The sequence below is a fragment of the Pseudomonas sp. ATCC PTA-122608 genome (assembly GCF_001952855.1).
Classification (GTDB): domain Bacteria; phylum Pseudomonadota; class Gammaproteobacteria; order Pseudomonadales; family Pseudomonadaceae; genus Aquipseudomonas.
In genome coordinates this window covers 320,493-345,364 of sequence record NZ_LPNO01000052.1, presented here as the reverse complement: position 1 = coordinate 345,364, position 24,872 = coordinate 320,493, and the positions used below count along the sequence as shown (strand labels likewise).

The 24,872-nt window shown below is 44.7% G+C and carries 27 protein-coding genes; 11 read left to right on the top strand and 16 right to left on the bottom strand.

Annotated elements, in window-relative coordinates:
• Positions 1 to 23 precede the first annotated feature (23 nt).
• The 4 genes from AU074_RS29285 to AU074_RS29270 all read right to left on the bottom strand — a co-directional run bounded on the left by AU074_RS29285 (position 24) and on the right by AU074_RS29270 (position 3,982).
• Complete coding sequence (locus tag AU074_RS29285; RefSeq protein WP_076017660.1) at positions 24 to 839, bottom strand: restriction endonuclease; 816 nt, start codon at positions 837 to 839, stop codon at positions 24 to 26.
• Positions 840 to 883: 44 nt separating this feature from the next.
• Complete coding sequence (locus AU074_RS29280; RefSeq protein WP_076017659.1) at positions 884 to 2,503, bottom strand: SEC-C metal-binding domain-containing protein; 1,620 nt, start codon at positions 2,501 to 2,503, stop codon at positions 884 to 886.
• A gap of 28 nt (positions 2,504 to 2,531) precedes the next feature.
• The gene (locus tag AU074_RS29275) at positions 2,532 to 3,263 is read right to left on the bottom strand and encodes a GIY-YIG nuclease family protein (protein ID WP_256576983.1); all 732 of its coding nucleotides are present in this window, start codon (positions 3,261 to 3,263) and stop codon (positions 2,532 to 2,534) included.
• Between the two features lie 203 nt (positions 3,264 to 3,466).
• Positions 3,467 to 3,982 (bottom strand): hypothetical protein, encoded by a 516-nt coding sequence (locus AU074_RS29270; RefSeq protein WP_076017657.1) that lies wholly within the window; start codon positions 3,980 to 3,982, stop codon positions 3,467 to 3,469.
• Positions 3,983 to 4,132: 150 nt separating this feature from the next.
• On the opposite strand from AU074_RS29270, the gene AU074_RS34240 reads away from it, so the two are divergent.
• Positions 4,133 to 4,642, top strand: coding sequence for a hypothetical protein (locus tag AU074_RS34240; RefSeq protein ID WP_178106617.1), 510 nt, complete (start codon positions 4,133 to 4,135; stop codon positions 4,640 to 4,642).
• A gap of 110 nt (positions 4,643 to 4,752) precedes the next feature.
• The gene (locus AU074_RS29265) at positions 4,753 to 5,430 is read left to right on the top strand and encodes a hypothetical protein (protein WP_076017656.1); all 678 of its coding nucleotides are present in this window, start codon (positions 4,753 to 4,755) and stop codon (positions 5,428 to 5,430) included.
• 382 nt (positions 5,431 to 5,812) lie between these two features.
• Here the strand turns inward: AU074_RS29265 and AU074_RS29260 are convergent, their stop codons facing one another.
• Positions 5,813 to 6,145 carry a hypothetical protein gene (locus AU074_RS29260; RefSeq protein WP_076017655.1) on the bottom strand — a complete coding sequence of 111 codons (333 nt, stop codon included), beginning with the start codon at positions 6,143 to 6,145 and terminating at the stop codon, positions 5,813 to 5,815.
• Between the two features lie 65 nt (positions 6,146 to 6,210).
• Positions 6,211 to 6,864 (bottom strand): hypothetical protein, encoded by a 654-nt coding sequence (locus tag AU074_RS29255; protein ID WP_143503725.1) that lies wholly within the window; start codon positions 6,862 to 6,864, stop codon positions 6,211 to 6,213.
• 250 nt (positions 6,865 to 7,114) lie between these two features.
• Between AU074_RS29255 and AU074_RS29250 the strand changes: the two genes are divergently transcribed.
• The 3 genes from AU074_RS29250 to AU074_RS29235 all read left to right on the top strand — a co-directional run bounded on the left by AU074_RS29250 (position 7,115) and on the right by AU074_RS29235 (position 11,381).
• Complete coding sequence (locus AU074_RS29250) at positions 7,115 to 10,234, top strand: hypothetical protein (protein ID WP_143503724.1); 3,120 nt, start codon at positions 7,115 to 7,117, stop codon at positions 10,232 to 10,234.
• 106 nt (positions 10,235 to 10,340) lie between these two features.
• Entirely contained in the window at positions 10,341 to 10,664 is a 324-nt protein-coding gene (locus AU074_RS29245; protein ID WP_076017652.1) for a hypothetical protein, read from the top strand.
• 255 nt (positions 10,665 to 10,919) lie between these two features.
• On the top strand, positions 10,920 to 11,381 hold the full coding sequence (locus AU074_RS29235; protein ID WP_076017650.1) for a hypothetical protein: 462 nt from the start codon (positions 10,920 to 10,922) through the stop codon (positions 11,379 to 11,381).
• 44 nt (positions 11,382 to 11,425) lie between these two features.
• Here the strand turns inward: AU074_RS29235 and AU074_RS29230 are convergent, their stop codons facing one another.
• From AU074_RS29230 to AU074_RS33860, 10 genes are all read right to left on the bottom strand, one after another.
• Positions 11,426 to 11,626 (bottom strand): hypothetical protein, encoded by a 201-nt coding sequence (locus AU074_RS29230; protein WP_076017649.1) that lies wholly within the window; start codon positions 11,624 to 11,626, stop codon positions 11,426 to 11,428.
• Between the two features lie 66 nt (positions 11,627 to 11,692).
• Entirely contained in the window at positions 11,693 to 12,019 is a 327-nt protein-coding gene (locus tag AU074_RS29225; RefSeq protein ID WP_076017648.1) for a hypothetical protein, read from the bottom strand.
• Between the two features lie 120 nt (positions 12,020 to 12,139).
• The gene (locus AU074_RS29220; RefSeq protein WP_076017647.1) at positions 12,140 to 12,484 is read right to left on the bottom strand and encodes a hypothetical protein; all 345 of its coding nucleotides are present in this window, start codon (positions 12,482 to 12,484) and stop codon (positions 12,140 to 12,142) included.
• A gap of 75 nt (positions 12,485 to 12,559) precedes the next feature.
• On the bottom strand, positions 12,560 to 13,411 hold the full coding sequence (locus AU074_RS29215) for an N-6 DNA methylase (protein ID WP_076017646.1): 852 nt from the start codon (positions 13,409 to 13,411) through the stop codon (positions 12,560 to 12,562).
• Positions 13,408 to 14,295: an N-6 DNA methylase gene (locus AU074_RS29210; RefSeq protein ID WP_076017645.1), complete on the bottom strand. Its 888-nt coding sequence runs from the start codon at positions 14,293 to 14,295 to the stop codon at positions 13,408 to 13,410. Before AU074_RS29210 ends, AU074_RS29215 begins: the two co-directional genes overlap by 4 nt.
• Positions 14,292 to 15,170, bottom strand: coding sequence for a hypothetical protein (locus AU074_RS29205; protein WP_076017644.1), 879 nt, complete (start codon positions 15,168 to 15,170; stop codon positions 14,292 to 14,294). Before AU074_RS29205 ends, AU074_RS29210 begins: the two co-directional genes overlap by 4 nt.
• Positions 15,171 to 15,304: 134 nt before the next feature.
• Positions 15,305 to 16,978, bottom strand: a complete 1,674-nt coding sequence (locus AU074_RS33865; RefSeq protein WP_143503723.1) for a hypothetical protein — start codon at positions 16,976 to 16,978, stop codon at positions 15,305 to 15,307.
• Between the two features lie 129 nt (positions 16,979 to 17,107).
• Positions 17,108 to 17,545 carry a hypothetical protein gene (locus AU074_RS29195; RefSeq protein ID WP_143503722.1) on the bottom strand — a complete coding sequence of 146 codons (438 nt, stop codon included), beginning with the start codon at positions 17,543 to 17,545 and terminating at the stop codon, positions 17,108 to 17,110.
• A complete protein-coding gene (locus AU074_RS29190) occupies positions 17,545 to 18,087 on the bottom strand; it encodes a hypothetical protein (RefSeq protein ID WP_076017641.1) in 543 nt (180 codons plus the stop codon). Before AU074_RS29190 ends, AU074_RS29195 begins: the two co-directional genes overlap by 1 nt.
• 75 nt (positions 18,088 to 18,162) lie before the next feature.
• Entirely contained in the window at positions 18,163 to 18,498 is a 336-nt protein-coding gene (locus tag AU074_RS33860; protein WP_143503721.1) for a hypothetical protein, read from the bottom strand.
• Between the two features lie 164 nt (positions 18,499 to 18,662).
• Here AU074_RS33860 and AU074_RS29185 point away from each other — a divergent pair, with 164 nt between their 5' ends.
• The 6 genes from AU074_RS29185 (at position 18,663) to AU074_RS29160 (ending at position 24,785) form a co-directional block, all read left to right on the top strand.
• Positions 18,663 to 18,977, top strand: coding sequence for a helix-turn-helix domain-containing protein (locus AU074_RS29185; protein WP_076017640.1), 315 nt, complete (start codon positions 18,663 to 18,665; stop codon positions 18,975 to 18,977).
• Between the two features lie 144 nt (positions 18,978 to 19,121).
• Positions 19,122 to 19,553 carry a LexA family transcriptional regulator gene (locus AU074_RS29180; RefSeq protein WP_076017639.1) on the top strand — a complete coding sequence of 144 codons (432 nt, stop codon included), beginning with the start codon at positions 19,122 to 19,124 and terminating at the stop codon, positions 19,551 to 19,553.
• The gene (locus tag AU074_RS29175) at positions 19,550 to 20,839 is read left to right on the top strand and encodes a Y-family DNA polymerase (protein WP_076017638.1); all 1,290 of its coding nucleotides are present in this window, start codon (positions 19,550 to 19,552) and stop codon (positions 20,837 to 20,839) included. The genes AU074_RS29180 and AU074_RS29175 overlap by 4 nt, the downstream gene beginning before the upstream one ends.
• 85 nt (positions 20,840 to 20,924) lie before the next feature.
• Complete coding sequence (locus tag AU074_RS34695) at positions 20,925 to 21,554, top strand: hypothetical protein (protein ID WP_076017637.1); 630 nt, start codon at positions 20,925 to 20,927, stop codon at positions 21,552 to 21,554.
• 12 nt (positions 21,555 to 21,566) lie between these two features.
• Positions 21,567 to 22,319 carry a hypothetical protein gene (locus tag AU074_RS29165; protein WP_076017636.1) on the top strand — a complete coding sequence of 251 codons (753 nt, stop codon included), beginning with the start codon at positions 21,567 to 21,569 and terminating at the stop codon, positions 22,317 to 22,319.
• Between the two features lie 246 nt (positions 22,320 to 22,565).
• Positions 22,566 to 24,785 carry a hypothetical protein gene (locus tag AU074_RS29160; protein ID WP_076017635.1) on the top strand — a complete coding sequence of 740 codons (2,220 nt, stop codon included), beginning with the start codon at positions 22,566 to 22,568 and terminating at the stop codon, positions 24,783 to 24,785.
• The last annotated feature ends 87 nt before the right edge of the window (positions 24,786 to 24,872 follow it).

Below are 24,872 nucleotides of genomic sequence, written 5' to 3'. Positions count from 1 at the left end.
TGAGTCGGCTTTTTGCTGTCTGGTCAGTGGTGAAGGGTGTGCTCGATGGCTTTACTGTTGAAGTCTTCAAGTACGCCTCGAACCAGATCCATCGCATCAAAGCTGAAATTGAGAGTCCTGCACGAATGCACGTACTGAACGTCAAGGCTGCGAATTTTGACTCGTTTCCCTGAAGGCAGGACGATGAAAGTGTTTGGCGGTGAAAGCGTGATGGTCAGCGGTATGTTGATCTGAGTTTTATCGAAAGGTACGTTTCGGTCGAGCCATGTGACTGCTGGTACAGGGGAATCGGTGCCTTCTTGGAAAATCATTTCCAGCGAGTTCACAGAGACAGTTTTGTCTTCCCCCATGGTCACGACTGACTCTTCATCCTTGCCATCAATCTTGAGACTAAAATCGACATACTCCGTGCGGTGTAGGGTGCCTTCGATCTCAACCTTCTGTATGAACCCATCCCAGTCAGAACCTTGGGGATCGCGCAGTCGCTTGAGGCTTATCCCGTAGAAGTTGCACAGGTTCACTACGCCTCTTTGGAAGCCTTTAGTGGTGAGCAATACGCCTTGGCTGTTAGGAATGTCATTGAGCAAGCCTAGGAGGTTCCGGGCGTGAATGAGGTCGATGGTGGTTTTGTAGTATTTACACTCCACCAGTACCTGATGCTCTATACCGTATTTAAGATAGCGCCAATACACGTCGATCTGATGAGCCACACCTGAACGCCCGGTGATTTGGACGTTGTGCAGTACTTCAATCGTCTCAACCGCATCAGTCGCTAGAATCGCTTGGTAGACCTGCTGGGCAACCTTCTCGTATTCGGTACTGTTCTTCACGTCGAGCATTGCGATTGTCCTTATCAAGAATGGCAGTGAGATGACGCCGGAATTCATCTCCCATGACATGCCTTGTATTTCTTCCCGGAATTGCAGGCGCACAGTTCGTTTCTACCTTGCTTAGGATGGTCTGTGATGATGCCTAGTGAACTCAAATGTCCTGAGGTATTTCTGCCTGCTCTGTGGGATTTGGAAATGTCCATGATCATTGCCTGACGTTCAGCCCTGCTCCTGTATGGGTAGCCTTGGTCATCATAATAAGCCGAGACTATGATTACCGACTCTATCAGTTCGGGTCTGCTGGCCAGCTTGGGAATTGACTGACGTATCTCTGTGATAGTCCTCCTGCCAAGCGTGACAGATTCCTTGGAAAGCCCTGAATGTGCTGGTTCACTCTCAAAGCATTCTTGGAACATCAGTGCTGCGCCAATCATTCCTTGAAGACCCGGCTCAAACTCCAGCAGAAATTTGGCATAGGCAACCTTCGCTTCGTTTTGAAGGTCAGGGACGTGCATACACAGGTTCAAGTATTTCTTGGCGTCTTCGATTTTGAAAGCCGTTGTTTTCCTGCTGATGATGGCGTGGGCGAGAATAAACATCGCTTTGGGATGGAGCTGCTCTGCTGACTTGGCAAGCCACTCGGCGGCAAGTACCTCGTCTTTTTCAACACCCGTTCCTTCGGCGTAGCATTTTGAAAGGTTGAACTGTCCGTCTGGATAGCCTGCCTCTGCTGAGCGAACTGAGCAATCAAAAGCCTTGTTTTTATCCACCGGCGTTCCCAAGCCATTCGCATACATATCTGCCAGTTCTGCTAGTGCTCTCGGGTGATCAAGTTGAGCCGCTTCTGTGAAGTTCCGTAGAGCATCGGGAAGGTCTACGTCGAAGTTATTCGACCCGTAACGTAGGTAGATACCAAGCTGAACCTGAGCCTCGGCATAGCCCATTCCGGCTGATCGAGCGATGCAACCTTGACCCATGGCGATCATTGACTTGTCACGACCGTTGGCGAGCGTCATACCATACTCATAGAGGCTTTCACGGTGGTCCTGATGCTGGGCGAGCTTGAACCAAATCTGGGCCTGTTCTAGGTACGAATGATATTCCTGACCGAGATAGCCTTGTCCTGCTTTCCTGATGTCGTCATCGTATTTTGCTGCTCTGCCTTGGAAATACTTTCCCGCTAGGTACTGAGACTCTGCATCACCTTCTACCATCGCCTTGTAGCTCATGATTTGTAGAAAATCACCGACAGGCTCAGTCACTCCGTATGTAGGGACAGAGGCTGTCCCATGCATGAGCTGGTAGGTGTAATCGAGCAGGCTCAAACATTCCTTGATAGCCGAGTTAGCAATTTCCAGATATTCTGAATCGGTTAGTTTGTATTCGTCAGGATGAGCGCCTTTGTTCCCGTTTTTCCTGACTATGGAAAGGGAATCGGCAATGTCGAAATTAATCAGGTTGGACTTTTTTAGCTTGGAAATTTTGTAGTCAAGGTCTTCTCGAAGATCGATTTCCGCTGAGGTGCAATTTATTATAATGTTGCAGATGATCACAGCCAGCGAGCGCTGACTAATCAGCGAATGATCAGGGAGGCTAATGAGTCGGGATTTTGCCTTTCCGTAAAATTTCCCAACCTCTGCTGAAATACTTTCAGCGAATTCGAAGTCGTTCATTTCTTAATCCTATTAATCTGAAAAAACATCAGTTGCCGTTCAAGCCACTGTCACGGGTGAGGAGGCGGCGTTTCCAGTGGATTTCTTTAAGCTTCATTTCGTCTTTGCCAGTGTGCTTATCTGCGATTTCGAGGATGCTGAACCTGAAATTTTCCGCGAAGGCTTCACCGCGTTTCTTGTGGAGATCGCTAATTCGGGTGTTATCACCATGCCCATTCTTCGAGTACGTAACCCACCGATCCCACAAACCACCTGTCCCTGTGGCTGAGCCAACGTATAGCTGTTCTTCACCTTTGGTACGGTCTGAGATTAGGTACACGCCAGCAACACTGGACAGGGCTGTCTGCCACGATTCCAGTCCTTCACGAACGATGGTTTTCAGTTCCTTGTGGCTAATGTCTACTTCCTTGTAGCCGGGGAATTTGCCGACTGTCATTGGCTGTTCAAGGATTGATGATACGACCATCGTTGGTAAGCAGGTTCTGAGGAAAAGGTAGTTCCCGCGAGGCTTCTTGTAGGCAAGCACCAAACGACCTTCAAGCTCTGAAAACTCAGGTACGCGCCTGTACTCGTACACGATGTCTCGATTGGCTTTTTCACCCTTTACTTCGATGGCTTTGAGCGAGTCGTATACGCCTGCTAATAGCCATTTCTTGGTGCCGGGAATCTCGACAAGACCTATGACGTACTGACACTCAAAATTGCGCTTGGACTGCCACGATTGCCACTCATCAAACTCGCCGGACAGGTACACGTCCATGGGGTGTTCCAAGCCGTTGTGTTGGGCTAGGTGGACCTTTGTGTTCTGAGGCGTGATAGCAGGGAGAAGGCTGGTCAGAAGCTGGATTAGCATGGGGTATCCATTCTTCTGTTGGTGTGAATTTCTAGAGACGCAATGCCTTGAAGCTCAATCAGTCCTTTGTTCATCGCTACTACTCATGTGGGTCCATAAAGCGCATCAGTCTAATGCTTATGGAAAAGGTCCATGAAGCCATTTTGCAAAGGCGTGGGTATGTGAAATCTGGTGTGTTGATGGACACAGAGAGCCACACAATTGGTCTGAGCGCGCAGAGCTTCTAAGTCGTTATTCAGGGATGGCTGGTTGACTGTCTCGAATGTCAGGCTAGCGATCTGGTTGATGGTCTGGTGATTGGCCTTGCTGGTGATGGCCGTCTGGATGGCAAGAGCCAGGTCTTGCTGTGATGAGAAGGTGTGGACGTGTGTCTGTGCAGGGCGAAGCCGCAGGATGTTCCGTGGCGTGTGCGTCTCTATGGTGTACGGGTTAGAGAACACTCGCCTGTGCAGGCGGTAGGCGCTACTCACCAGTATATCTGCTGTCGCCTCCGGGAATCGCCTGATCAGTCTGTTGGTGTGTATATGAAGAGCATCAAACCCAGTCTTCACAGCTTGATCTGATGGGTAGAACCTCAGGTAGAGGAGGTACATCGCGTCTTCGAGGTCTATCAGTCCATTGCTCATAGTGCTTTGCCTTCCTATGCGTGAAACGTCCTACACTCATGGTAGCCCATCCTCTGCCGCTTGGCAGAAGTGTTCCTTTTCATTTCTGCTTAGCGGTAAATCAGAGATATGCGATTTGATATAATATGAGCATTAACCAAATAAACTCACATGAAAAACAAATCTGCATTTCTCTTTCTCGTCGGTAGCGTAATCATCGTTCCGCAAGTCGTACCTTATTTAATCAGCGTAAAGCTTTTCCAAGCAATGGGCGCTTCCGAAACCGTAGCCAAAATCTTCTACCTTTCGCTTTCGTTCTTCGTGATTACGGTCATGATTTTCCTGTTATTCGTTTTAGGTGCGAAAATATCTAAAGGTCTGAACAAGCGAAAATCTGCTGCAAGCATTCTTGAACGAGTGGAGCCACAATTGCCAGTGACGGGTAGGAAAATAGAATTATCCAAAAAAGGTGATGCACCAATCAATCTTTCAAAACGTGGTGATTCACGCAAATCCGCAACCTCTGACAGCAGTAACGATTCCATCCATCCTGTAACGAGCTATGCCTTGTTATCAAGCTCGAATTCATGTGGTTCAAGTGGTTATAGCGATAGCGGTTCATCGTCTGGCTGTGACAGTGGTAGCAGTGGTGGCGGGGGAGATTGTGGCGGTGGTGACTAAGAATTGATAGCCGGTTTATCGCCGGTTTTTACTGCCTGATTATTTTGTCATAATGGTAAATTGGCTTGATGTAATTTGGTATAATTCGACTATAACCAAATAATACTACTATGAAATACTCAAGATTTATAATTTCTGCGCTAGCGGCCCTCTTAATAACAGCTTTTTACCTTATTAATTACAAGTATCAGTTGTCTCTTGATATTGTTGAAAATTCAGACCTCAATAAAAATTTCGATGCGGGATTTTTTTCTTACCTTCTATATTTTTTATCGATGGGTGCAGAGCTTCTAGCCTTGTTTTCATTGTTGTATCTGCTCGGGTTTGTTTCTGAAGAAATTAAGTCAAACAGAATTAAGTGCCGTGTAGATGAAAGAGCTTTTTGCGATAAATATTTCTTGCATTTGTACGCGACTTTACTTTTTGTTGGTACGGTTGCATGGATGACAGCATTGACGATTACCGACACCAGATTTGTTATGTCTGCACAAGAATTGTTTATACGCCTAGCGTCAGTTCCAGTTGATATTTTCAGTGGTGCAATATCCGTAGGTATATATGTAATTTCATTTCTTTTGCCACTTGTTTACGTAGTCGCAAGCCTTTTATGCGTTGTGGTGTTTTGGATGTGTTTTGTGCAAGTCATAAATTTAATCGAATTTACGCATGACAAAATTGAGGATTATCCTGTGATGATTCGCAAAATAAAATGCGTCATGTGCGTATCAGTAATTGTTATTCTTTTTGCCATTACACTCTATTTCCCTTTGAGAATTATCTTCGGGTGATTTAGGCTTAACCAATAAACCGACCTAAAAGGTCGGTTTTATTTGTCTAACGATTAGCGTTTCCTAATTCATTTGGTATAATCTGCTCATAACCAACTATTTACACAATGACAAATTCTATAATCATGGAAACGCCTTCCAATCAAGATCCACATACCTCACATACCATTGTCTTCGCCTTCTTTGTGGCTGTCTTCCTGTACACAGGGATGGTCCATTTCTTCACATCCGCTGTGTTCAACCATGCACCTGATACCCATAGTGCGTATGAGCGGTTTAACGAGCTGTGTCCGCTTCCAGTCCACTCAGTCAGCCAACCCTTAGCATCTGATGCCGAAGCCTCCGCAATCGCGTTCTAGTGCGCAACGTGGCTCGATAACTCTCAGGTCATCCGCTTCTGAACGATGGGTTTCCTTGCCATGCTGGTGAACTGCACCTTGCCCTGTTTGAGAAGAGTGCGAGTCGATTTGAAAATACGCGTGTGGTTCTCTCGGGAATCGGTGTTGGTGCGTACTCGTGGCTGTATGAAGCGATGCCGACTGTGGCTGAACGTGTGGCAACCATCCAAGGAATCCAGAGCGGTGCGATTGCGGTTCAGAATCACCCTGCGCACATGAACCTTGAGTGGTGCTTCCCTCTGTATCCAGCGGCTGGATTTTTGGGTGCTGACGATTCTGGTTTTCAAGCTGATGAAAATCACGGCAAATTGATTCACTTCGTCGCCTGCTGCCGAAGGTTGTTTTTGGCTACAGGCGATCTGCTAAGTGCTACCGAGTGTTCTTAAACCTTATATTTAACTTCGAATACAGCAACTGCCATATGCTTTTCCTCGTGTTTGGCATCATCCTTAGCCCAATGTGGCACTGTCTCGTATCTCTTCAGCTCGTAGCTGGTTCTACCTCGCGCACGGGGGAACTCTGCGCGATGCTCTGCTTCCTGACTAGCAAGCATGTTACGCAAGCCACCTTCTGTCTTCTTTGTGGTAAATACAAGATAATTGGTGACTAGCCGTTGATCGTCTCGGACTGTATTGCTCACATATGAAAGACGTACCAAATCTTTGTACAGGTGAGAATTGCGCGAGCCACGCTTAAACTCTACTACATGAGCAGGCACACCTCTGCGACCAGTGCGGAGGACTAGATCGAATCGACCATTGCCACGCAATCTTTCATTTTCTAACAAGTCATTTATATCGCCCTCGCTAACGCCTGCATCTAGCAAGGTATCTTTGACAGAAGCCTCCAAGCGATAACCAAAGTTGCTGAATGAGTCAGCAAAATGATTGGCAACATGCACCGCCATAAAATATTCAGGCATCCGGCTTAATGGCATATCGGAGTGTTCGACTGCCATATCGCTTGCACGGGTTAATGCCTGCATGATTGCATCAAGACGGTTGTTCGATGAAGATTTTAGCAATGTTCCTGTCAATTGAGTCTCCTTTTGATATGTTGGGTTGCCGACTGCAATGTGAGTGGAATGGCTTTGCCTCATATAGATCGGCAGCCATAACAATTTCTTGAGACGCCGTTCAAAAGATCTGTCAATTTAGTTTCCATTTTTACGAGTGATTCTGATCCGTAGCTTAAAGTAATGATTGGCTACTTTATTAGTAGGTCTCCAGTCTAAATGCCCGATCCAAAATGCTATAATAAGTAGCACATAACTACAAACAACAAAAATGCGTAAAATAACCCATTTAATACTCTTCGCAGTGCTTATGTGCGGCGGTGTACAAGCAAACGCTGCATCTGGTTTATGGTGGGGAATGGGGGTAAACCCTATCTGTGATTTACAGCCCGGATTAAAGAACACAGATAATTTTGACTCTTCAAAATACGCTAACAGCAATGGATTCATTTGTGATGAAGATTCGATCATGAATAACATTGCGGCCATGTTTGGCACGGAAAGCGCAGACCTTGCGCCGCTCAAACCCATGCTTGCGGATGCTGGATTTAAGGTCAGTACACCAGCTAATAACGCATGGTCATCGCTGATGAACACCATATTGCTGCTTCTTTCCGCCGTCTTGGTTCCCGCCGGGTTTTGGGTTCTCATCAAATTCGTATTCGAAGGTGTGAAGACCGGAGAATACCTAGCGACTGTTGGCAAATATCCAGCACGTTTGCTGGCTGTCATTCTTGTGGTGATTTTTCTTCTGTATGGTGGGGCAATAATTCTCTATTTCCCCATTTTGGGCATTTTCTTGGGCAACGGTCAGTTCGCTGAAAAATTAGAAATGACCTTCGAGGCAGGAAAGCTCAAAAATACGTTAGAGAAAAATGAGTTATTCATGATAAGCGCGAATACTGCCTCTCAGGTGAAGATGGCGGCTGAGGAAAGCATTACTACCCAAGCGCTTTTCCAAATGAACAAATACTTTATGACTTCAACGGAAGGTGTGGTTTATGGGTCGAATAAAATTACCAAAGATGAAGCCTTGGAAGAAGCCGTAAAGCAAGGGCGTTTAACCGTCGAGCTAAACTCAGAATCTAACCTTAATTTCGATGTTACTAAAAATATCAGTAATATCATCAATGCCTATAAATTGGGCCGTCGTTACACGCTTACGAAAACCGCTCCATACAGTGCCGAGTATCGAAATGTCTATGGTCATGAAACAGTTTATGGAACCGTGGAAGTCGGTTCAAACGGTAACAACGTTGAGCAACAAGCTGGTGGCGAATCGTTAAATGACGGTACTATGCAGAATATGTTGCGTGCGGCACAGCAACAAGCGGCTGACACATTGGGTCCAAAATATGTTCCATATTTAGAAGGAAAATACACAACCATATTGAGTCAGTTGGAAAAAGGCTCTTACGTAACCTCTGACGTTACCATTGATGAAGCCATTCGTAAGTCTTCGAGAGAATCTGCAAATACAATTCGTTCTAATACAATCCGTACTGAAGAGTTGAATATTTCAAGCCCTGCGACTTACGACATTATTGCCGGTGTTGGTGCTGCAAATATTTATGCTGGTGCGCGTGGGCATGACATGACGAAAAATGGTGTCTCCATTCGTGAACAACAAGATTGGTTCGTGAAAAGAGTGGTTGTGCCTATGAGAAGCGCGGTGTGTACTGAAAACTGGCAGGCATACAGAGGAGAAAAAATTGAGATAGATAAATTCAACGGCATTCCCGGCGAAACTCCTATGGATGATTTCACCAGAAATAATAAAATCAGTGGCCTTACCCTTGGCTGCGGAATGATAGACGAAAAGGCACACAAGATAAATTCCTTAGGGACCGAAAATCTTGCTGATTTGGAGTTGTACAAAAAGCAAGCATTGGCTGCAAAGCTGGCGAAAGACACAGTTGATGCGAGTATTTATCTCGGCATCAAGGATTCCTTGGCTGATGATAAAACCCACGAAGGTGCGTTGAAATATTCCGTTTATCTTAAAGCAAAAGAAGGGCTATTGGGTCTTGGTTTAGCCGATGTTGAGGTGTCGAATTATCTGAATGCTCAACAAGTGAAAACCAGATCATTGAATAGCAGTTTGTATTTCACCTTCAAAAACGGTGGAATTCCAGACTACAATTTCGTAAATATGGACATGCTTTTTGGTGCCAAAGACATCGACCTTTCTTCCGACCAGTATCAAAGAGTCGCTGACGGTTTCCCAATTATCCCATTCAACATGCTTATGATTTCATCCATCACGAACGTTGCTCCGTCTTCGTTGACCAGTGACCATTCTGCTGCCAGTGCTTTCAGTGTGGCTAAGGTGATTGGTGATTTACTGGCTGTTGAGAGTAATGCGATCAAGCTAATGGGCGGAATGGATCAGGATAAATCGATGCTTGATGGGGCTACGGAATGTAAGAACGATCCATCCGTCTGTGAAGGCAATCCAACTGTCAATTACGAAACTGGTATGAGATTAATGGGGCAGGAATCCATGGATTACGCTAACAAAGTAATCGGTTTGTACATGGTTTCGAAGACTTTGAAAGAAGCGAAGGATATGGTTCCTACCGTTCTCGAAACGGTTACGTCTGGAATTGGTTCTTCGAAGGTAGCAACATTCTTCAAATTCGCTTGGTCTGCTGGCACAGCATTATTCACCGCTGCAGTTTACGGTGGGCTTGTGATTTCCAGTGCGCTTCTGCCAGTGGCTTATTTAAATTACGGCATTGGCTTGTTCTGTATCTACTTCCTTCCCATCGTTAAGATTTTCATTATGATTGGTGTGATTATTGGATTTGGTTGGGAAGTAGCTGTGTTGAAATGCTTCCATGCGCCTTGGTTGTTATTCAGAGCATTGATTGCGAACGATGACAAAGAATGTATTGATCACCTAAAAATGTTAGGCATGAGAGTATTCAGGGTAGCAGTCATGATTCCTACCTTCGTAATGGTTTATAATTTCCTTGGATTTATGCTTGAAGCCTTTGTGCCAAGAAGAATTGTTTGGAGCATCTTGACGATGGGCGATGGTAGCTTGATTTCTCAAATTGTCCTCTCTGGAATGGTTGCAATAGCGTTACTTTGGATTTATTTCTCATTCGTGAAAGCAATGAAAACGTATAACGACGAAATCATGAAGGCATTGACTCAACAAGAAAGCGCAAGAGACGACAATACCTATAATAAAATAGTGCAGATTATGAACAACTCTCATGTTATTTCTGCTGTTCAACAAGCTCAACATCTGATTGTTAATTCCCCTAGCCAAGGATTGAGGTCGATGAATGAGGTTCAGAAACGTAATGCGAGAAGCCAGTTCAATTACGACAGACCTCCTGTAGTGCCACAAGATGCTGGTGGTACGAAGAAAAAGACGTAATTGGTGAGATTAATTGCAAGCCCCGAAAGGGGTTTTGTTTTGTCCCTTAGGCTCATAAATTGAAGGGGTAAAATGATATAATATAGAAAACAAACTACTACATATCATGATTAATATTGAAGAAGATCCTTATGGTAAGCAGGACAAATATCCGATTCAGCGTTTTGTCCCTCTCGCTTTGGTTTTCCCCATTACCATTATTTTTCTCCTTCGCAGCGTTGGATGGAAAAGCGCACTCGCTTACGCGGGAGTAGTTGCACTGGCTTTGGTGGTTATTTTCTGTTTATTAAAATTGAAAGGCATTGCAAAGGTTAGGATTGGAGAAACACGCGCTAGATTGGATAAGGAAAAATCTGACAAAAAAACAAAAGAGGATTTGGCAAAGATTCGTAAAGCAGTCTCGACTGGTAAGGAGGAGGTGAATCTATGATCCAGCTCAGTCCTATCAGAGCCTCAAGGTTGGCAGTGGCGTGTCTAGCGTTGTTCTGTCTCACAGGGGCGACCAGCGCCAAGATTTTGAAAGACGATGCTCCTACGCGAGATCTGAGCGTTTCTGTGGCTCTACCCTCACTGGATTTGGCTGTGTGTACAAATCCTTTCGTCATGCAGGAATCTGAGAAGACGAACGTCCTCAGAGCGCTTCTTGGTGAAGACGTTGAGTCTTTACGTTTAGCGGGGCGCTGATATGAACCTAATCCAACAAATCAAAGCTTTTGGGAGGTTCGGCGTAAGGATCTCCAGGTTCTCTGGTAACTCTGAATACCAGTGCCTGTCGTCACAGGTTGTCACCCTAGGTGGCTCGATCAAGATTCCCCTCGGTGCCAATGACGCGCTAGACGTGATGCCGGACGGCTTGGGCTTCTACTTCTGCCTGTCCATGGGTGAGATCGATCCACATGGCGCTGGACGCTATGAATTTGGTGAAACCAAGGCTCGATATTTTGCATACAAATTTAGCGATACGCTCGTTGAGTTCTTGAAAGTAGAGGGTGGGGCTGGTGATGTCGTGATGGCGCTACCAGATCCGCTGAAGCCTGATGACGCTCCTAGCCGTCAATGGAGTGGGGATTACAGTGATGAATGGCGCTATGACCAACGATGTGCTGGTAATGGGTATACGCGAGCGGCACATACCCACAAGAATTGAAGACACAAAAAATCCCTGATGGGCTATTTTGTTCTTTTGGGATTTCAATGCGTAGCGGTAAAGGCTTCTAGCTGAGATTTCGTGCATGTGAAACGTTTGCTGAAATAGTTTTCGATGTTTCTTATGCCTTTGTGCGTGTGTTCCATTGTGTAAGCGATTTCGCCTGAGTCAGTCAGGATTTCGATTTTCCCAACTGACATGATGATTTGGTAGATTTCTTGGTTATTGATTTGCAATGTGTTCATATTTTTATTATCCGTTTTGTTATTTTGTGGAGTGATTGGTTTCACTCCTAAGATTTAAATTTCGAGTTACGCTAAACTTTCTTTTGCTGCACTTTTCCACACTGCTCTGTGACCTTCTACCAGTTCAGCAAGACATTCCTGCCAATCATTGCTTTGTTCCTCGGTGGTCGCTATCACTTGCCCGCACCAGTCGTAATATTCGTTTCCTCTGTCGTTAAGGTCTACAAACCATTCCTCTCTTTCAGAGTCATACTCCGCTGCTGCGTTGAACGAAACCACTCCTTCGTTTTTATAGATTAATTCAATTTTAAGAATTGCATAATTGTCTTGTGTTATTGTTTCTTCTATTACTACTGTTGCTATTTGGTTTTTTAGATTGTTGAATGTTGTCATGTTTTAATCTCCGGTTTCGATTTTTGGAATGAATTATTTCTTTCCATATATTAATAATACCATTTAATTTTAAAATACAAGTGATAAGCGAAAGAAAATCACATTTATTTTAAATATATTTTATTTGTTCGTTAATTCAATTAGGTTACGCTCAAATGACTTATTAAGTTCTTCTGTTTTTTTCCATTCAACAAACTTCTTGTACAGATTGTTTATAGCTTTGTTGGCACTGCCGTTGGTGCTTCTTGGAAAACGAAGGCTTTCAAGGAATCCAGTTTCTGCGCAATAGTCCTCAAAAATTGGCTCCTTTTTCAGAATGAGTTTAGTTTTTGTTCCGTCCATTCTGCTGTAATAGCCAATTCTTTCGTTTTGTTCGTTGATAATGTAAACGCGATTCTTATTTGAGTGTGAGCGCATTTCCTCAATTTTGTAGCCTTGTTTTAGAATTTCTTCGTATAGATTCATGATGTTTATTTAACGTTGTTTTTAACATTTTACCATTTATATTAATTTTGCAAGTGATTAGCCTAAATTAATCACTTATTTGCACAATTTTTTTTCTGTCAGTGCATTGAAGCACCTGATTCGGTTTTGGTTTTCGAATATTATATTCGTGTGAGCTATTCGAACCCTCTCAAAAAGCTTCTCAGGCGTCTTGATGACTACCATTGATTTGCTGTGAGGCTTCGTTTCTGTGAGTGTATTTGAGCAAGTGACACGTAGCTGATGAAGGTCTTGCTCATGCACGACAATGCTTGCCACGAACTGCAGGGCTGCTGCGCAACACATGGATGGATCTATGTCATTAATTTCGAGATTGATGAGTCTGGTTTTCTCTCTTCCTTTCCCTGCTTCGATAGCGACTCTTGGTAGCTGGAGGCTACCTGCTCCGCATGTAGAGTCGTAGAACGTCCATGCATCTGTTCCTGTGGTTCTCTTCTGGCTTTCCAGTGTGTGGAGCAAAGAACCTATAAGGCTGGAAAGGTCACTTGGTGTGAGAAACTGACCCAAACCATCACCAGATCTGCGAGCTAACGCTACCTCTTCGATGAGCATTGTCAGCACGTCTGAGAACGGCGGTAGGGCTTCTACAACCTCTTTATAGAGACGGACTGACTTTGCTAGCGCTTCGACGTTGAGCGTGCTGAATAGCTTCTCATCAAGCGCAAAATGGGTGTCATCGATGAAGATGTGTTCTTGTAGCTCCAGGTCCGTGATTCCGTAGTGGCGATACCGGGCAACGAGCTGGTTCAGCATCACGCCAAGGCTGAATTTCAGGAAGACTAACAATGCTAGATCCTGCTTCGCTCGCTCGCCACCAGTGTGGTGGCTGGTGATCTGGAAGATGGATGATTTCAGGGCTTTGATTTTGAGATCGATTGAATGGCTCATTTTGCTTTCACCATTTCACAAACGGTCTTTTCAGGACGTGGAATCAAGCGGTTTATTTCTATTTTTTCCTTGTCTCGCAATTTCCCTGAATACCCTGATTCTTTCCGCTTATCGATTCGAGCAATGGCTACTGCTTCAAAAACCGAGTGTGGTGTAACGATATTCAGGACCAGAGGTTTTTCGTGGTTGTACTGGGTTATTGCATGCGAGCAGGTAATACAATATTCGTATACGTCTACGTTATGCTGGTTCAGATTGGTTAACACTTGAAGCGTTGTGATATTGCACATGAAAGGGTCAATGTCGTTAACCCAAATCCTCATCAGCTGTGTACGGTTTCTGTCTATTTTGAATTCATATGATAACTGGGCAAGTAGAAGTGCGCCATTTCCTACTGCTGGGTCATGGAAATAATATGGTGCAACGAAGTTTTTTTCCATGTTTACAAATTTGGCTGCACCTTCAGCAAGCCGTTTTGGCGTCATGAACTGACCTAGTTTTTCGCCACGGCGTCTTGTTAGAAATATTTCTTCCATAAGCATTGATAGCGCATCAGTGAATGCCGGTGCTTCTTTGACGATTTGAGAATATATTTCTACTGCTTCCTCCAGTGCTTCAAGGTTAAGCGTCTTCAATATCTTTTCAGCATTGTCGAATTTTGAAAATTCTGGACCGATCTGTATTGCGCTTCTCACTTCATCATTTGACGAGGCATAGTGCTTAAACCGTGCTACGAAAATAGTGAGGTGACATTGAAGCGCAAGATGAACGAAGGCTTCAAAGGCAAGCTGCTTGTTGGCGCTTTCGGAATTCCTGCAATTTTCGGTTATTTTGAATATCGAAGATTTCAGCGCTTTGATTTTGAGATCGATAGGCTGGCTCATACGGCACCTACCGATTCACTGATGGGATAGGCAGACCGGGCTTCAATCATGCTCGATGGTTTGATGGTTTCAGGTTCGTCAACAATGTCGTAGTAGCCACATGCTCGAAGCTCTTCCTCGCGAATTTTGGCGCGTGCTTCGAATACCTTTGCCGGGGTTTTGAACCTGATGACGTAGGGATTCCCTTCTGTCCATTCTGTAATCACGTTGGAGCAATGCTGAGTGAATTCACAAAGGTCTATATCGTGAACCACTGTGTTTGTGATGATCTGTAGGGCAGTTGTGCAACACATGATGGGGTCAATGTCGTTCGCCATGACCGTGGCATTCTTTGCGTGATGTGGATTCCTGCTCATCATCAGCGCCAGTGGTGCCAACAACAACGTTCCTGCTCCACAACAAAATTCACCCACTATGAAGGGTTTGTCTGTGTTCTGCATTGGCATGAGTTCAGCGAGAAATCCAGCAAGCCAAGGCGGCGTAAGGAACTGTTCAAGCCTATTCTCTCGTTTGCCAGCGATCATTATGCTTTCGAGCAGATATGAAAGAACGTCTGTGTACGGGGGATTAGTGGTGACTATTTCGACGTATTGCAGCAATGCATTGGTAAGCGCGTTAGTGTCGCAATCATCAATCTGTTTTTGAGTGATTTCGAAGATTTGATGGCGTATCACTATGCATTGAACGGTTTCAGCCTCTGACAAACCGTAGCGTTTATAACGAGCAATGAATAGCTGTAGCTGACAGTTGAGCGATGCCTTAACGAAAAGCTTGAAGGAATCTTCTTGATTTGAACTGTAGCCGTCTGGACGATTTTCGTAAATCTTAAATATTGTTTTTCTAAGAATTTCGATTTGGTTTTTTAGATCATTCATTTTTCACCTATTCAGTAATGAGGTGCCAAATGTAGATCGAATTAAATACGTTTGTCAAGGATATTATTATAATGTCACGCCAAAAAATAAAGCCCATAAAATGGACTTTTTATTTCTAAGGAAAATCTTTAAATTTATTTAAATAAATCAATGGTAAAGGTTTTGTCTTTTCCTTGCGTTAAGCCTTTGGTCAAATCTGTATAAGTCACAACGGCTTGATTTGAACTGTTCAGCTCTGCGCTTTTCAGAATCTTATCTTTGTTGTTCGCTGCCGTAATATCTCCGTTACCAATGTATTTATCTAGGCTTTGTGGCAACGTAATGATTGGATTTGCACCTGTTACAGATTTGAAAGAATTGACGGTTTTAATGACATTCGCTTTGTTGTACATACCCTTGCTTAGGTCGTCTACGATTAGGTATAACTTGTAATTCGAGTCTCTATTCATTGTGGATTTATCCAGCGTTTTTATAAATGTGTCCATGTCGGTTTTTGTAGATAGTGAGGTTGTCTTGATTGTGTTGTTTTCCAGCAAACCTTGTGGCGCAGAGGGTTTGACAATAGCAGTTTCTTCAATTGCAGCAACTATATCGGCTGCACAAGTATTGCTCACTTGATACCATGAATTGGCACCATTAGGATAGGTTTTAGTGGTTGTCGGATTTTTATTAGCGTCAAATGTCGTAATATTTTTCACGTTAATAAATGAAACAATTGAACCAGAAATTCCATTTGGGCAAGCTTCGTTTTTTGATTCTGTGTTTTCTGTGTTGATTGCACATGTGCTGTTATACGAAACGGGAACGTTTGACTGAAAAGAAGCAGTGGTCTTCTTTGTAGCACTGCTGTACGAATAAACATTTGTTCCGGTTTCGATTATCTGACCGATAAAAGATGAAACGTCACCACCGTAAACCGAGCTACATGTTAATATTCGGGTTCCCGGCTCTTTAATAATCGTATCAGGAAAATCTTTGCACGTATTTGAAACGACGATCAATGTCCACACTGTTGAGTATTGTTCATTCAGTGCTGCATTTTCAGCGGGGGTTTTCGTTGAGTCTATGCTGTACTCTTTGTGAGTTCTTCTTAATTCAGTAACTATTTTGCCTGTTTGACCTTCTGCACAGATATTATCTCTGGTGTCCTTAACGTCAGCAACAGTTTTAAAACATGAATTAGAAACTGTTACCCAAGGCGTCCAGCTTCTTGCTCCATCTGACCAAATTTCTCTAGAACTGCTTTGTCCTATTCCATTGCCACCTTCCGCATAAGGAGCAAAACAAGCTACGTTTTGAGAGCGTGATTCATTTCCTTGAAATGCTGCGCTGCAATTATTTGAAATTGCTGACCATGCCGAATAATTTCTAATGGAGCCATCAGACCAAACCTCATAGCTCTGTTGTAGATTAATGACTCCGTTTGGCTGTGTTGAAGGGCAAGCTGAGGTTGTGTTGTTATAGCCTGTGTACGAATAAATAACTGCAGGTGGCGCAGGTGGTGGTGGCGGAGGCGGCGGAGTAACAGCAATTGGTGAACAAGAACCTCCAGTGATTTGGGCGAATTTGTTAGTCCATGGGTCAATTCTTCCGTTATTTACAGCTTCTTGAACCTCCTTGCAGCCGTTAAATGCTGCTCCGGTTGCTGAGTAAGACAAAATCACGGAACCTGTCTGACCGGCTGGGCATGAAGCTGTTAGGTTTTTACAGGATATTCCGCTTCCTCCATCTGCGAAGACAGTTGGTGTCAAGAGAAGCATTGATGCTAATGCTAAACTGCTAAGTGATATTTTTGTTTTTATGTTCATCAGATGTGTCGAATGTTAATACCTTAATTATAGCATTTTGTTTCAGAATTCCTTGGTTTCGGTAATCGATAATTTAGTATAATTACTTAGGTGAATATAAAAGTGCCCTTGGAAGGGCTTTCAATTTCTTTACAGTTTTACACCAAAGGGTTTCAGGATATCAAAGTATTTCAATAGGCAGAAAATAGCTATCAATACCAATGCACTAATTGTATACGCCTTTTCTCTAAATCTAGGCATCGTTGTGAAGAAGAATTTGTAGCCTAAAATTAGCACGAAGACGGCTGGGAGAATGAAACCTAGCCCAGTCATTACAGAGCCACCCTTAAACCACATTAAGCCCATTCCAACCAAAAACACTTCAAGGCAAAACCAAATTAGTAAGCCAAAGCCGTCTACCTTCGTGAGTGTATTCACGCCTTCGAATTCACGGTCCTGAATTTCTTTCTGCAGCGAGAATTCGGCGTGGGCTTCTGAATTATGTGAACCACCCACTGTGTCTTTCCATTTCCCATCTTGTTTAAATACAGGGTTCCCGCCTGAGACCACCTTTTTGACTTTGCTCATCATTTGTACTCGGTAAAATAATAGCCGTCGCGTTGGAGGATTTTATTCGTGGAGAAAATGTATTGTGGCGTCACCATCTGGTCAATTCCTTTTCTGACGATGAATACCTTGATCGCTGACACCGTTCCATCTTCTAATTCCGTGGTGACTGCGCTGTACGTTCTTCGGTCCTTTTGCTCACGCTCAGTGATTGCCATTGTGTCGATTTTGGAACCCGGCACTGCGCCGTTGGGAAGCCTGATAGTGAGGTTAGGATAAAGGGGCTTCTTAATCTTCTTCCAAGCATCAGGTTCCACTATGTAGTTGAAGTACACGGAAACGTTGTGGCGCAAGCCCTTTTCAGGCTCTGAGCAAGCGTAGTGCATCATCACAAAATCTTGGATCTCTTTTGAGGTCGGCAAGCTGAGATCTTGATAGACGTTCCAGTCCTTGATTTTCAGGACGGTGGGCTTGGCTTGGTAATAGTAGTAGCGGTCTGCGCACCCGGCGTTTGCCTGTGAAGCCAAGCAAGCGAGGAGGGCGGTAGCAAGTAGTCGTTTCATCGTCATGGATTCCGTATCTGTAGACGCAAAAAAGCCCCATTACTGAGGCTTGTAGTGACTATGTAGGTTCGCCGGTTAGCGGCTGAACAACCCACGAACTGTGGACCGAACGCCTGACGTTGCTTCTGATTTCAGGGAATCAGTGGCTGACTTCACCATATCGCCCATGAAGCTCGGTTCTTCTGCGTTTGCGTTGGCTTGATAGCTGGTTCCGGCGCGTGTCGTCGTTACGTTTTTCCCTGTACCAGTGCCCGGTATGTACTGAACTGGTTGACCACCTTCAACCGCTACCTGCGCTGGTTGTTGGCTAGTTGAGCCGGGTAGGTAGGTGCTGGCTTGCTTTTGCATATCTGCACAGCCAGTGAGGCTCAGAACAATTGCTACTGCGGCAAAGCTGATTGCACGTTTCATGTCCATTTTCTCGCGTGAAAAACATCAGAAGGAAGCCAGACAGGCGGCTGAGTTTTTGATTCTACGTATCGCGTAGAATTACTCAAGCGGAGTCTACGTTGTGCGTTGTTACGAGCGAACGAGAAAAGGAGTTAACTGCTTGTTTCGTTTAAGAAATGTGACAGATGAGAAATTTACAATTGGGGCAAACAATTAAGCGTTTGCGCGGGGCTTCTGGATTGAGCCAAGGCGAATTGGGTCTGCGGGCTGGATTTGATCCAAATACGATCTCTCGCTTCGAGCTTGGAACCGTCACGCCAAGCGTTGATGCTCTGTACAAATTGGCTGTGCAACTGGATTGTGAGGTTCGGGATTTCTTCGTGGATTTCGATGATGATTCAGAGAAGAGGGCATTTCTGTTCAACGTCATTTGCAATGCAAAATCTGATGAACTCAACCGTCTAGTGGATCTGGTGAGCCAGCCGGTCAAAAAGCCCTGACCATAAAACTCAGGTCTGACATCGGTCGGACCTTCGTCTGACGTGTGTCCTACCTCAGTCAGAACCTCCCTCGGTCGGCGTCCTCTTGCCCGATCCCCGTCTCTACTCAATACTGTCCAAACGTACAGTAGTTGAGTAACAGGCATGTTCGACATCCTTGGTCCCGTAGCCCCTTCTCCAGATCCAGTCAGGAAGCCTATTACTGGGCGCGTGAGCTGTGGATTCCCGTCTCCGGCACTCGAATATTCTGAGCCACCACTAAGCATCGATGAGCTTGTGTCATTGCGTGAACCAAGCCGTTGGTTGCTGCGGGCGGATGGTGATTCACTGAAAAATATCGGGATCTATGACGGTGATGTTCTTGTCGTGGACAAGGCTTTGGAGCCGTTAGACGGTGACATTGTGGTAGTGGTCATTGGTGCTGATTTTTGTTGCAAGGAATTCCGTGAAAGGTGTGGTCAGTCGCCATTACTGATTGCTCATAATCCTGCCAATGCTGATGTTGAAGTAGGTGAGTGGGAAGACATCCATTTGTGGGGCGTGGTGCTCTGGAATCTGCATCGAGTCTCACGATGAAAACCGTCTTCTGTCTGGTTGATTGCGACTGCTTCTATGTAAGCGCTGAAAGGCTATTCGACCCAACGCTGATTGGTGTTCCAGTCGTAGCTTTAAGTAACTCGGATGGCTGTGTCGTTTCGAGGTGTCCGATAGCGAAATCAAAGGATACGGGTGCTGGTGGATTGGGCATAAAGATGGGTGCGCCATTCTTCGAAATAAAGCATCTGATGAAAAGTCATGGGCTTCGAGTGGTGTCCTCAAATTACGCTTTATATCAAGAAGTCAGTAACCGTGTAATGCGCGTCCTAGAAGGGTTTTCGCCTCGAATTGAAGTGTATTCGATTGACGAAAGTTGGTTGGATTTCAGCGGAATTACAGGTGATCTCGAAGCGCTTGGCCGTGAGATTCAGACCGCCGTGAGACGCCAGACTGGCATTGGAGTTGGTGTAGGTTTTGGGCCTACCAAAACGCTCGCTAAGACTGCTAATTTCAGCGCAAAAAAATGGCGATCTCAGACTGGTGGCGTCGTCGTTTTGATGGACGAAATTCGTCGGGATAAGCTTCTGCAATGGATGCCGGTTGATGAGATTTGGGGCATTGGCAGGAAGCTCTCAAAGCGGCTCGAACTGATGGGCGTGAAGAAGGCCATCGATCTTCAAAGGTACGACAGAAAATCGTTGAGGAAGCTCTTCAATGTGAACGTTGAGAAGACCTCCATGGAGCTTGAAGGTGTGTCGTGCTATGCGCTTTCTGAGGGTGCTGAACCGAAGCAAACAATCGCGTCTACAAGGTCATTTGGTGAACGAGTCACAGAACTCCAGGGTTTACGTGAAGCGGTTGCCACATACGCCAGTCGAGCATGCGCCAAGCTTCGTTCAGAGGGTCAGTTGGCTTCGTGCCTGCAAGTGTTTATCCAAACGTCGAGGTTCGATGACAAGCCGTATTCACGCGCTGTGATCTGCGGTCTGGTGGCTCCAAGCAATGACACAAGATTGTTTGTCGCGGCTGCTCTTGAAGGTCTGAGTAAGATTTTCGTACCGGGATACAGGTACGCCAAAGCGGGAATCGTGTTGAGTCAATTTGTCTCCGGCGAAGGCTACCAGCCAGACCTATTTGCACCTGAGCCACGCCGAAATTCTGAGGTGTTAATGAGCGTTCTGGACGGCATCAATGCACGATATGGGAGAGGCTGCATCAGGCTTGCAGTAGTGCCACCCATTCCCCAATGGGGAATGAAAAGGGATTACCTCTCAGATAGTTTCTGCACTGATTGGAAACAACTCAAACGGGTGAAAATGACGTGAAGGAAAAGCGGTTAAAGTCATTTCAGTTTAGGCATTATGATAAATCGAACTTCTAGATTCATCTGAGCATAAGGACATGAAACCGATGGATGATTTTATCGACCGTTCTGATGAGCTTCACATCGAAATACTGAGCCTGCTGGAAGGGGTCCAAGCGTTCACAGGTATCAGGTTTGAGGTCGCCTTAGTCGCCTGTGGCATGGCTCTGGAACACGCTCTAAGCCTGCGCCTGCTGGTCAGAACCTCTTGCTATACGACTGCGTTATCACTGATGCGCTTGCAGTACGAAGCACTCACAAGGGGCGTGTGGCTACTGTACGGCGCTACCGATCTGCAGGTCGAAACTCTGGCTTCTCCACTCACATTGGAGACTGAGAAATCTGCGAAGAAAATGCCGATGTTCAAGGATATGCTCGATCAGATTGTGAAGACGGCTCCTCCTCAGGCGTCGAGGATGCTCATGGGCTTCAAGGACGTGAATTACCATGCAATGAACTCATACGTTCACAGTGGAATCCATCCCCTCAGAAGGCACGTAGAAGGCTATCCTGCTGGGTTGATTGAGGATGTGCTGAGGAACAGCAATGGGCTGAACGTGATGACGCTTCAGCTTGGTGTGGTACTGACTGGCGTTCAGCGTTATGCCGGGGCTGTGAAAGCCATTCAGGAAAAATACCATCAGATCCTCCCCGGTCTGATTTCACCACTCAATTGATAAGGAAGAATCATGGGTAGCACCAAAGAATGGATGATGGATCAAGAAAATCAAAGTATGCGCAAATGGATGAGTGAGGCATTTGATGTGTCTGAGGATGTTGATGAGGAAACCCCGGAGTGGGAATACATGGCTAACGCTTATCAGAATAAAATAGATGCCGAAGATTATGAGGCGGAAATGCAGTGGTTTGCAGAGCATCCATACCACGAAATTTACGAATCATATAATATCAAAATGCATCAATTGCAGGGCATGTTATCCAATGATTCTGACTCGTATGTAGATCAGATGAAGCATCAAATGATGTACTCTCATGCCGTCACACTTTTCGAAGCAATGGTAGGAGATATTATCAAGGCATCTGTAAAAACGTTTCCTCACATGATGACTCTTCTCACGCAAGGGCATGCTGATATTGAAACAGAGAAGTACACGCTGAAAGATATAATTAAGCATAATGGTGTTGAAGGTATCGCCATGCTAAAGCTAAACGATTTGACATTTCATAACATTAAGAATGTCGAGCAATACGTTAATATTCTCAGTGCGAATAAGCTAAGCAGTGTGCATAAATCTGACATGTTTAAAATCACATCAATGCGTCATGATTTTGTTCACAGAAATGGTGCAACCAAAGATGGCGTGGTTCACAAGATCAACGGCAAGACAGTGGATTCAACAATTGAAAAAATACTTTTGTACTCAGTCGATGTTTTCAAAGCCATAAGCGATGCGGCAGAAAAAAGAACTGATAAATTTTGAATTGATAGACAAATCCTTCGGACAAGGGCTTAGCACGATTAATTTCGAAATTATTATAGTGTCTGAAAGTAAACTGCAAAATGCTATAATAAGAGCAATACTACATACCCCAAAATGAATTACATAAAGCCTTTCCTCCTTTTCATGTTGCTTTCAATATGTGCAAATACAGCATTTGCGGATGATTTTAAAGACTGTTACAGACCTGATTCTAAGAAGACAACAAACGATTGCATGAACGAATCTATGGCTAATGCACCGTATGTCGGTCCGTTGATGAATACGCTAAAAACAAAAAACTCGGTGATGGTCGTAAACTTCGCTGGCAACAAGCTGGCGAATTTTAGAGAAGATTCTCAATTCACCATTACCTATGATGAAACCGCATCTGATTACATGTCGAAAAACCGCGACAAAATGATTTGGGGCGGGTCATTTGCTTTCCTTTTTATCTACACCACCTTCGCTTGCTACATGATTTTCAAAGGTCAGAACGCTGGCTTCATCGGTAAAGATCGTAAGGACGTTGTGTACTTCGCGCTCACGTCCTGTGGTGTGTTGATCCTGTTGGGGTTCGGTGTCCTATTCGATCTCTACGCTGGTGCCACGCTTACTGGGCTTGTGGTGGGGATCTCGTTCGTTGTGAGCATGTGCCTGAAGCTCTGGACCTACACGCTTGTTGACATGGGTTTCTCGACTACCCACGCGAACGTCGTAGCAAGGGAGGAATCCACTCCCATCATCATGAAGATGGTTCAGCAGAAGGCTGAGGAATTGCTTTTTGTGAGCAAGCAGCTCAACACCTACAACTACGACGCGAACGAGAAAGGCGTAAGGATCTTTAAGGAGACGGCTTATTCGACCTGCATGAATCAGGAGGCAGAGCCTTCTAGGTTCTTGGCTACTCTCCTGCTCGATGGCTACACACAGAAAAATCAGAAGTGCTTAAAGGAAGCCGGATTCTCGATGTTCAGTCTAGGGAATGTGAGCTATTTCGGTAAAGACGAATCGACAAGACAAGCACTATTGGAAATGAACGACATGGCTCAGATGGTTGCTCTCGATGCTATCAAGCTCATGTGCGGCAATGCCCTGAACGTTGAGAACCGTCGCTTCGATTGGGCACCATCCGCCAAGGTCTATGACCAATGCTTGAACAGGATTGCGAGTGGTGGCGTTCAGAATGGTCCAGAGGGAGAGATTCAATTCTTTCCGCAAAACGATGGGATAACAAAGGCTTCAATACAGGCTCAGATTGAGCAGATGCGTCAGGTCTACATCAAGGCGGCTGGTCAGTTTGTCGTGAATCACGCCAAGGAAGCCAAAGAGACTGTGAAGCGTCCCCTTGCTGATATGGCTAGCTTCATGCTGGCGTTCACAACCGTTAACCGTGTGGCCGGTGATCTGGAAGCACAGATCAACACTGAGTTCAAAACTAACGTTCAGGCTGTGTATGAGCCAGTGATTTTGGGACATAACACGATGGCAAGCTTGGCTCAGAATTCGAATCTTGATGATGAGAGGATCGTTGCTGAGGCACTGAAAACGGTGAACGTCTTTGACATTAATAGAACCATTTCAATTCTCGTTCTGCCTACAAATGCAGAGGCGCATAGGCTAAAACTTAAAAATTCAATGGAGTATACCGCCAATGCTTTGTTTGGAAATCTTTACATCACGTCAGGTTTTACGTTCGAGGATTGCACCAAAGAAATCAATACGTGTGTTGCACCGGTCCTTAATCAGAGCGCTGCCATGTTTTCAAACGGCATGTCTGTGCTGCAAAGGTATTGGACGGCATACATTGTATTTAAAACTGGTGAATTGACATACGACCAAATAGAAACACCAAAAGCGAAAGTGATCGCTCGTTCGCTGGGATGGGTTGCTAGCGTGATTTCAGGAGCAATTGCTTTCCTCGTAATTTCCTTGATTATGCAGGCATTGGTGAGCACCTTATTTTTCTTAGGGCTTTACGCTGCCAGCATATTCAGCCTTATCAGTGATTTCATCATTATGTACATTAAGCTGTTTAAATTAATTATTCCGAGCGCCCAAAATAGGAATCAAGAAAAATCCTTTCATGTGTTCCTAGACCTTATCCTTTCTTTGATTTGGCGTATGTTGCTCCCGCTCATACTGCTAACCTTATTCGTGGTGAACATCGCGCTTGAGGGGATACTGATAGTTTTTGTGAGTAGCGCAACATATTTTCTTGTCATGCCGCTGGTGAAGAATGGTGGAATGATTGAGACGGCAGTTGGAATCATTTTCATGTTGATGGTCTTTTCAATGATTACAATTTATGTGAAATTCAAATTATCAGTAAGCAGTATGAATACCATCAAAGCCATTCAGAAAATATTCAAAGCAGAAAGCGTTTCGGATTATGCAAGAGATGTTCAGGAGAAATACCAAGAAATCGAAAGCAAGGTAAGAGAGATTCATAGCAAACTGATTAGGTGATAAATACAATCAGATGGGCGGATCTTGTATTTATTCTTTACTGGAGTTATAAAATATTATAAATGATATAATTGCAGTAAGGATGCT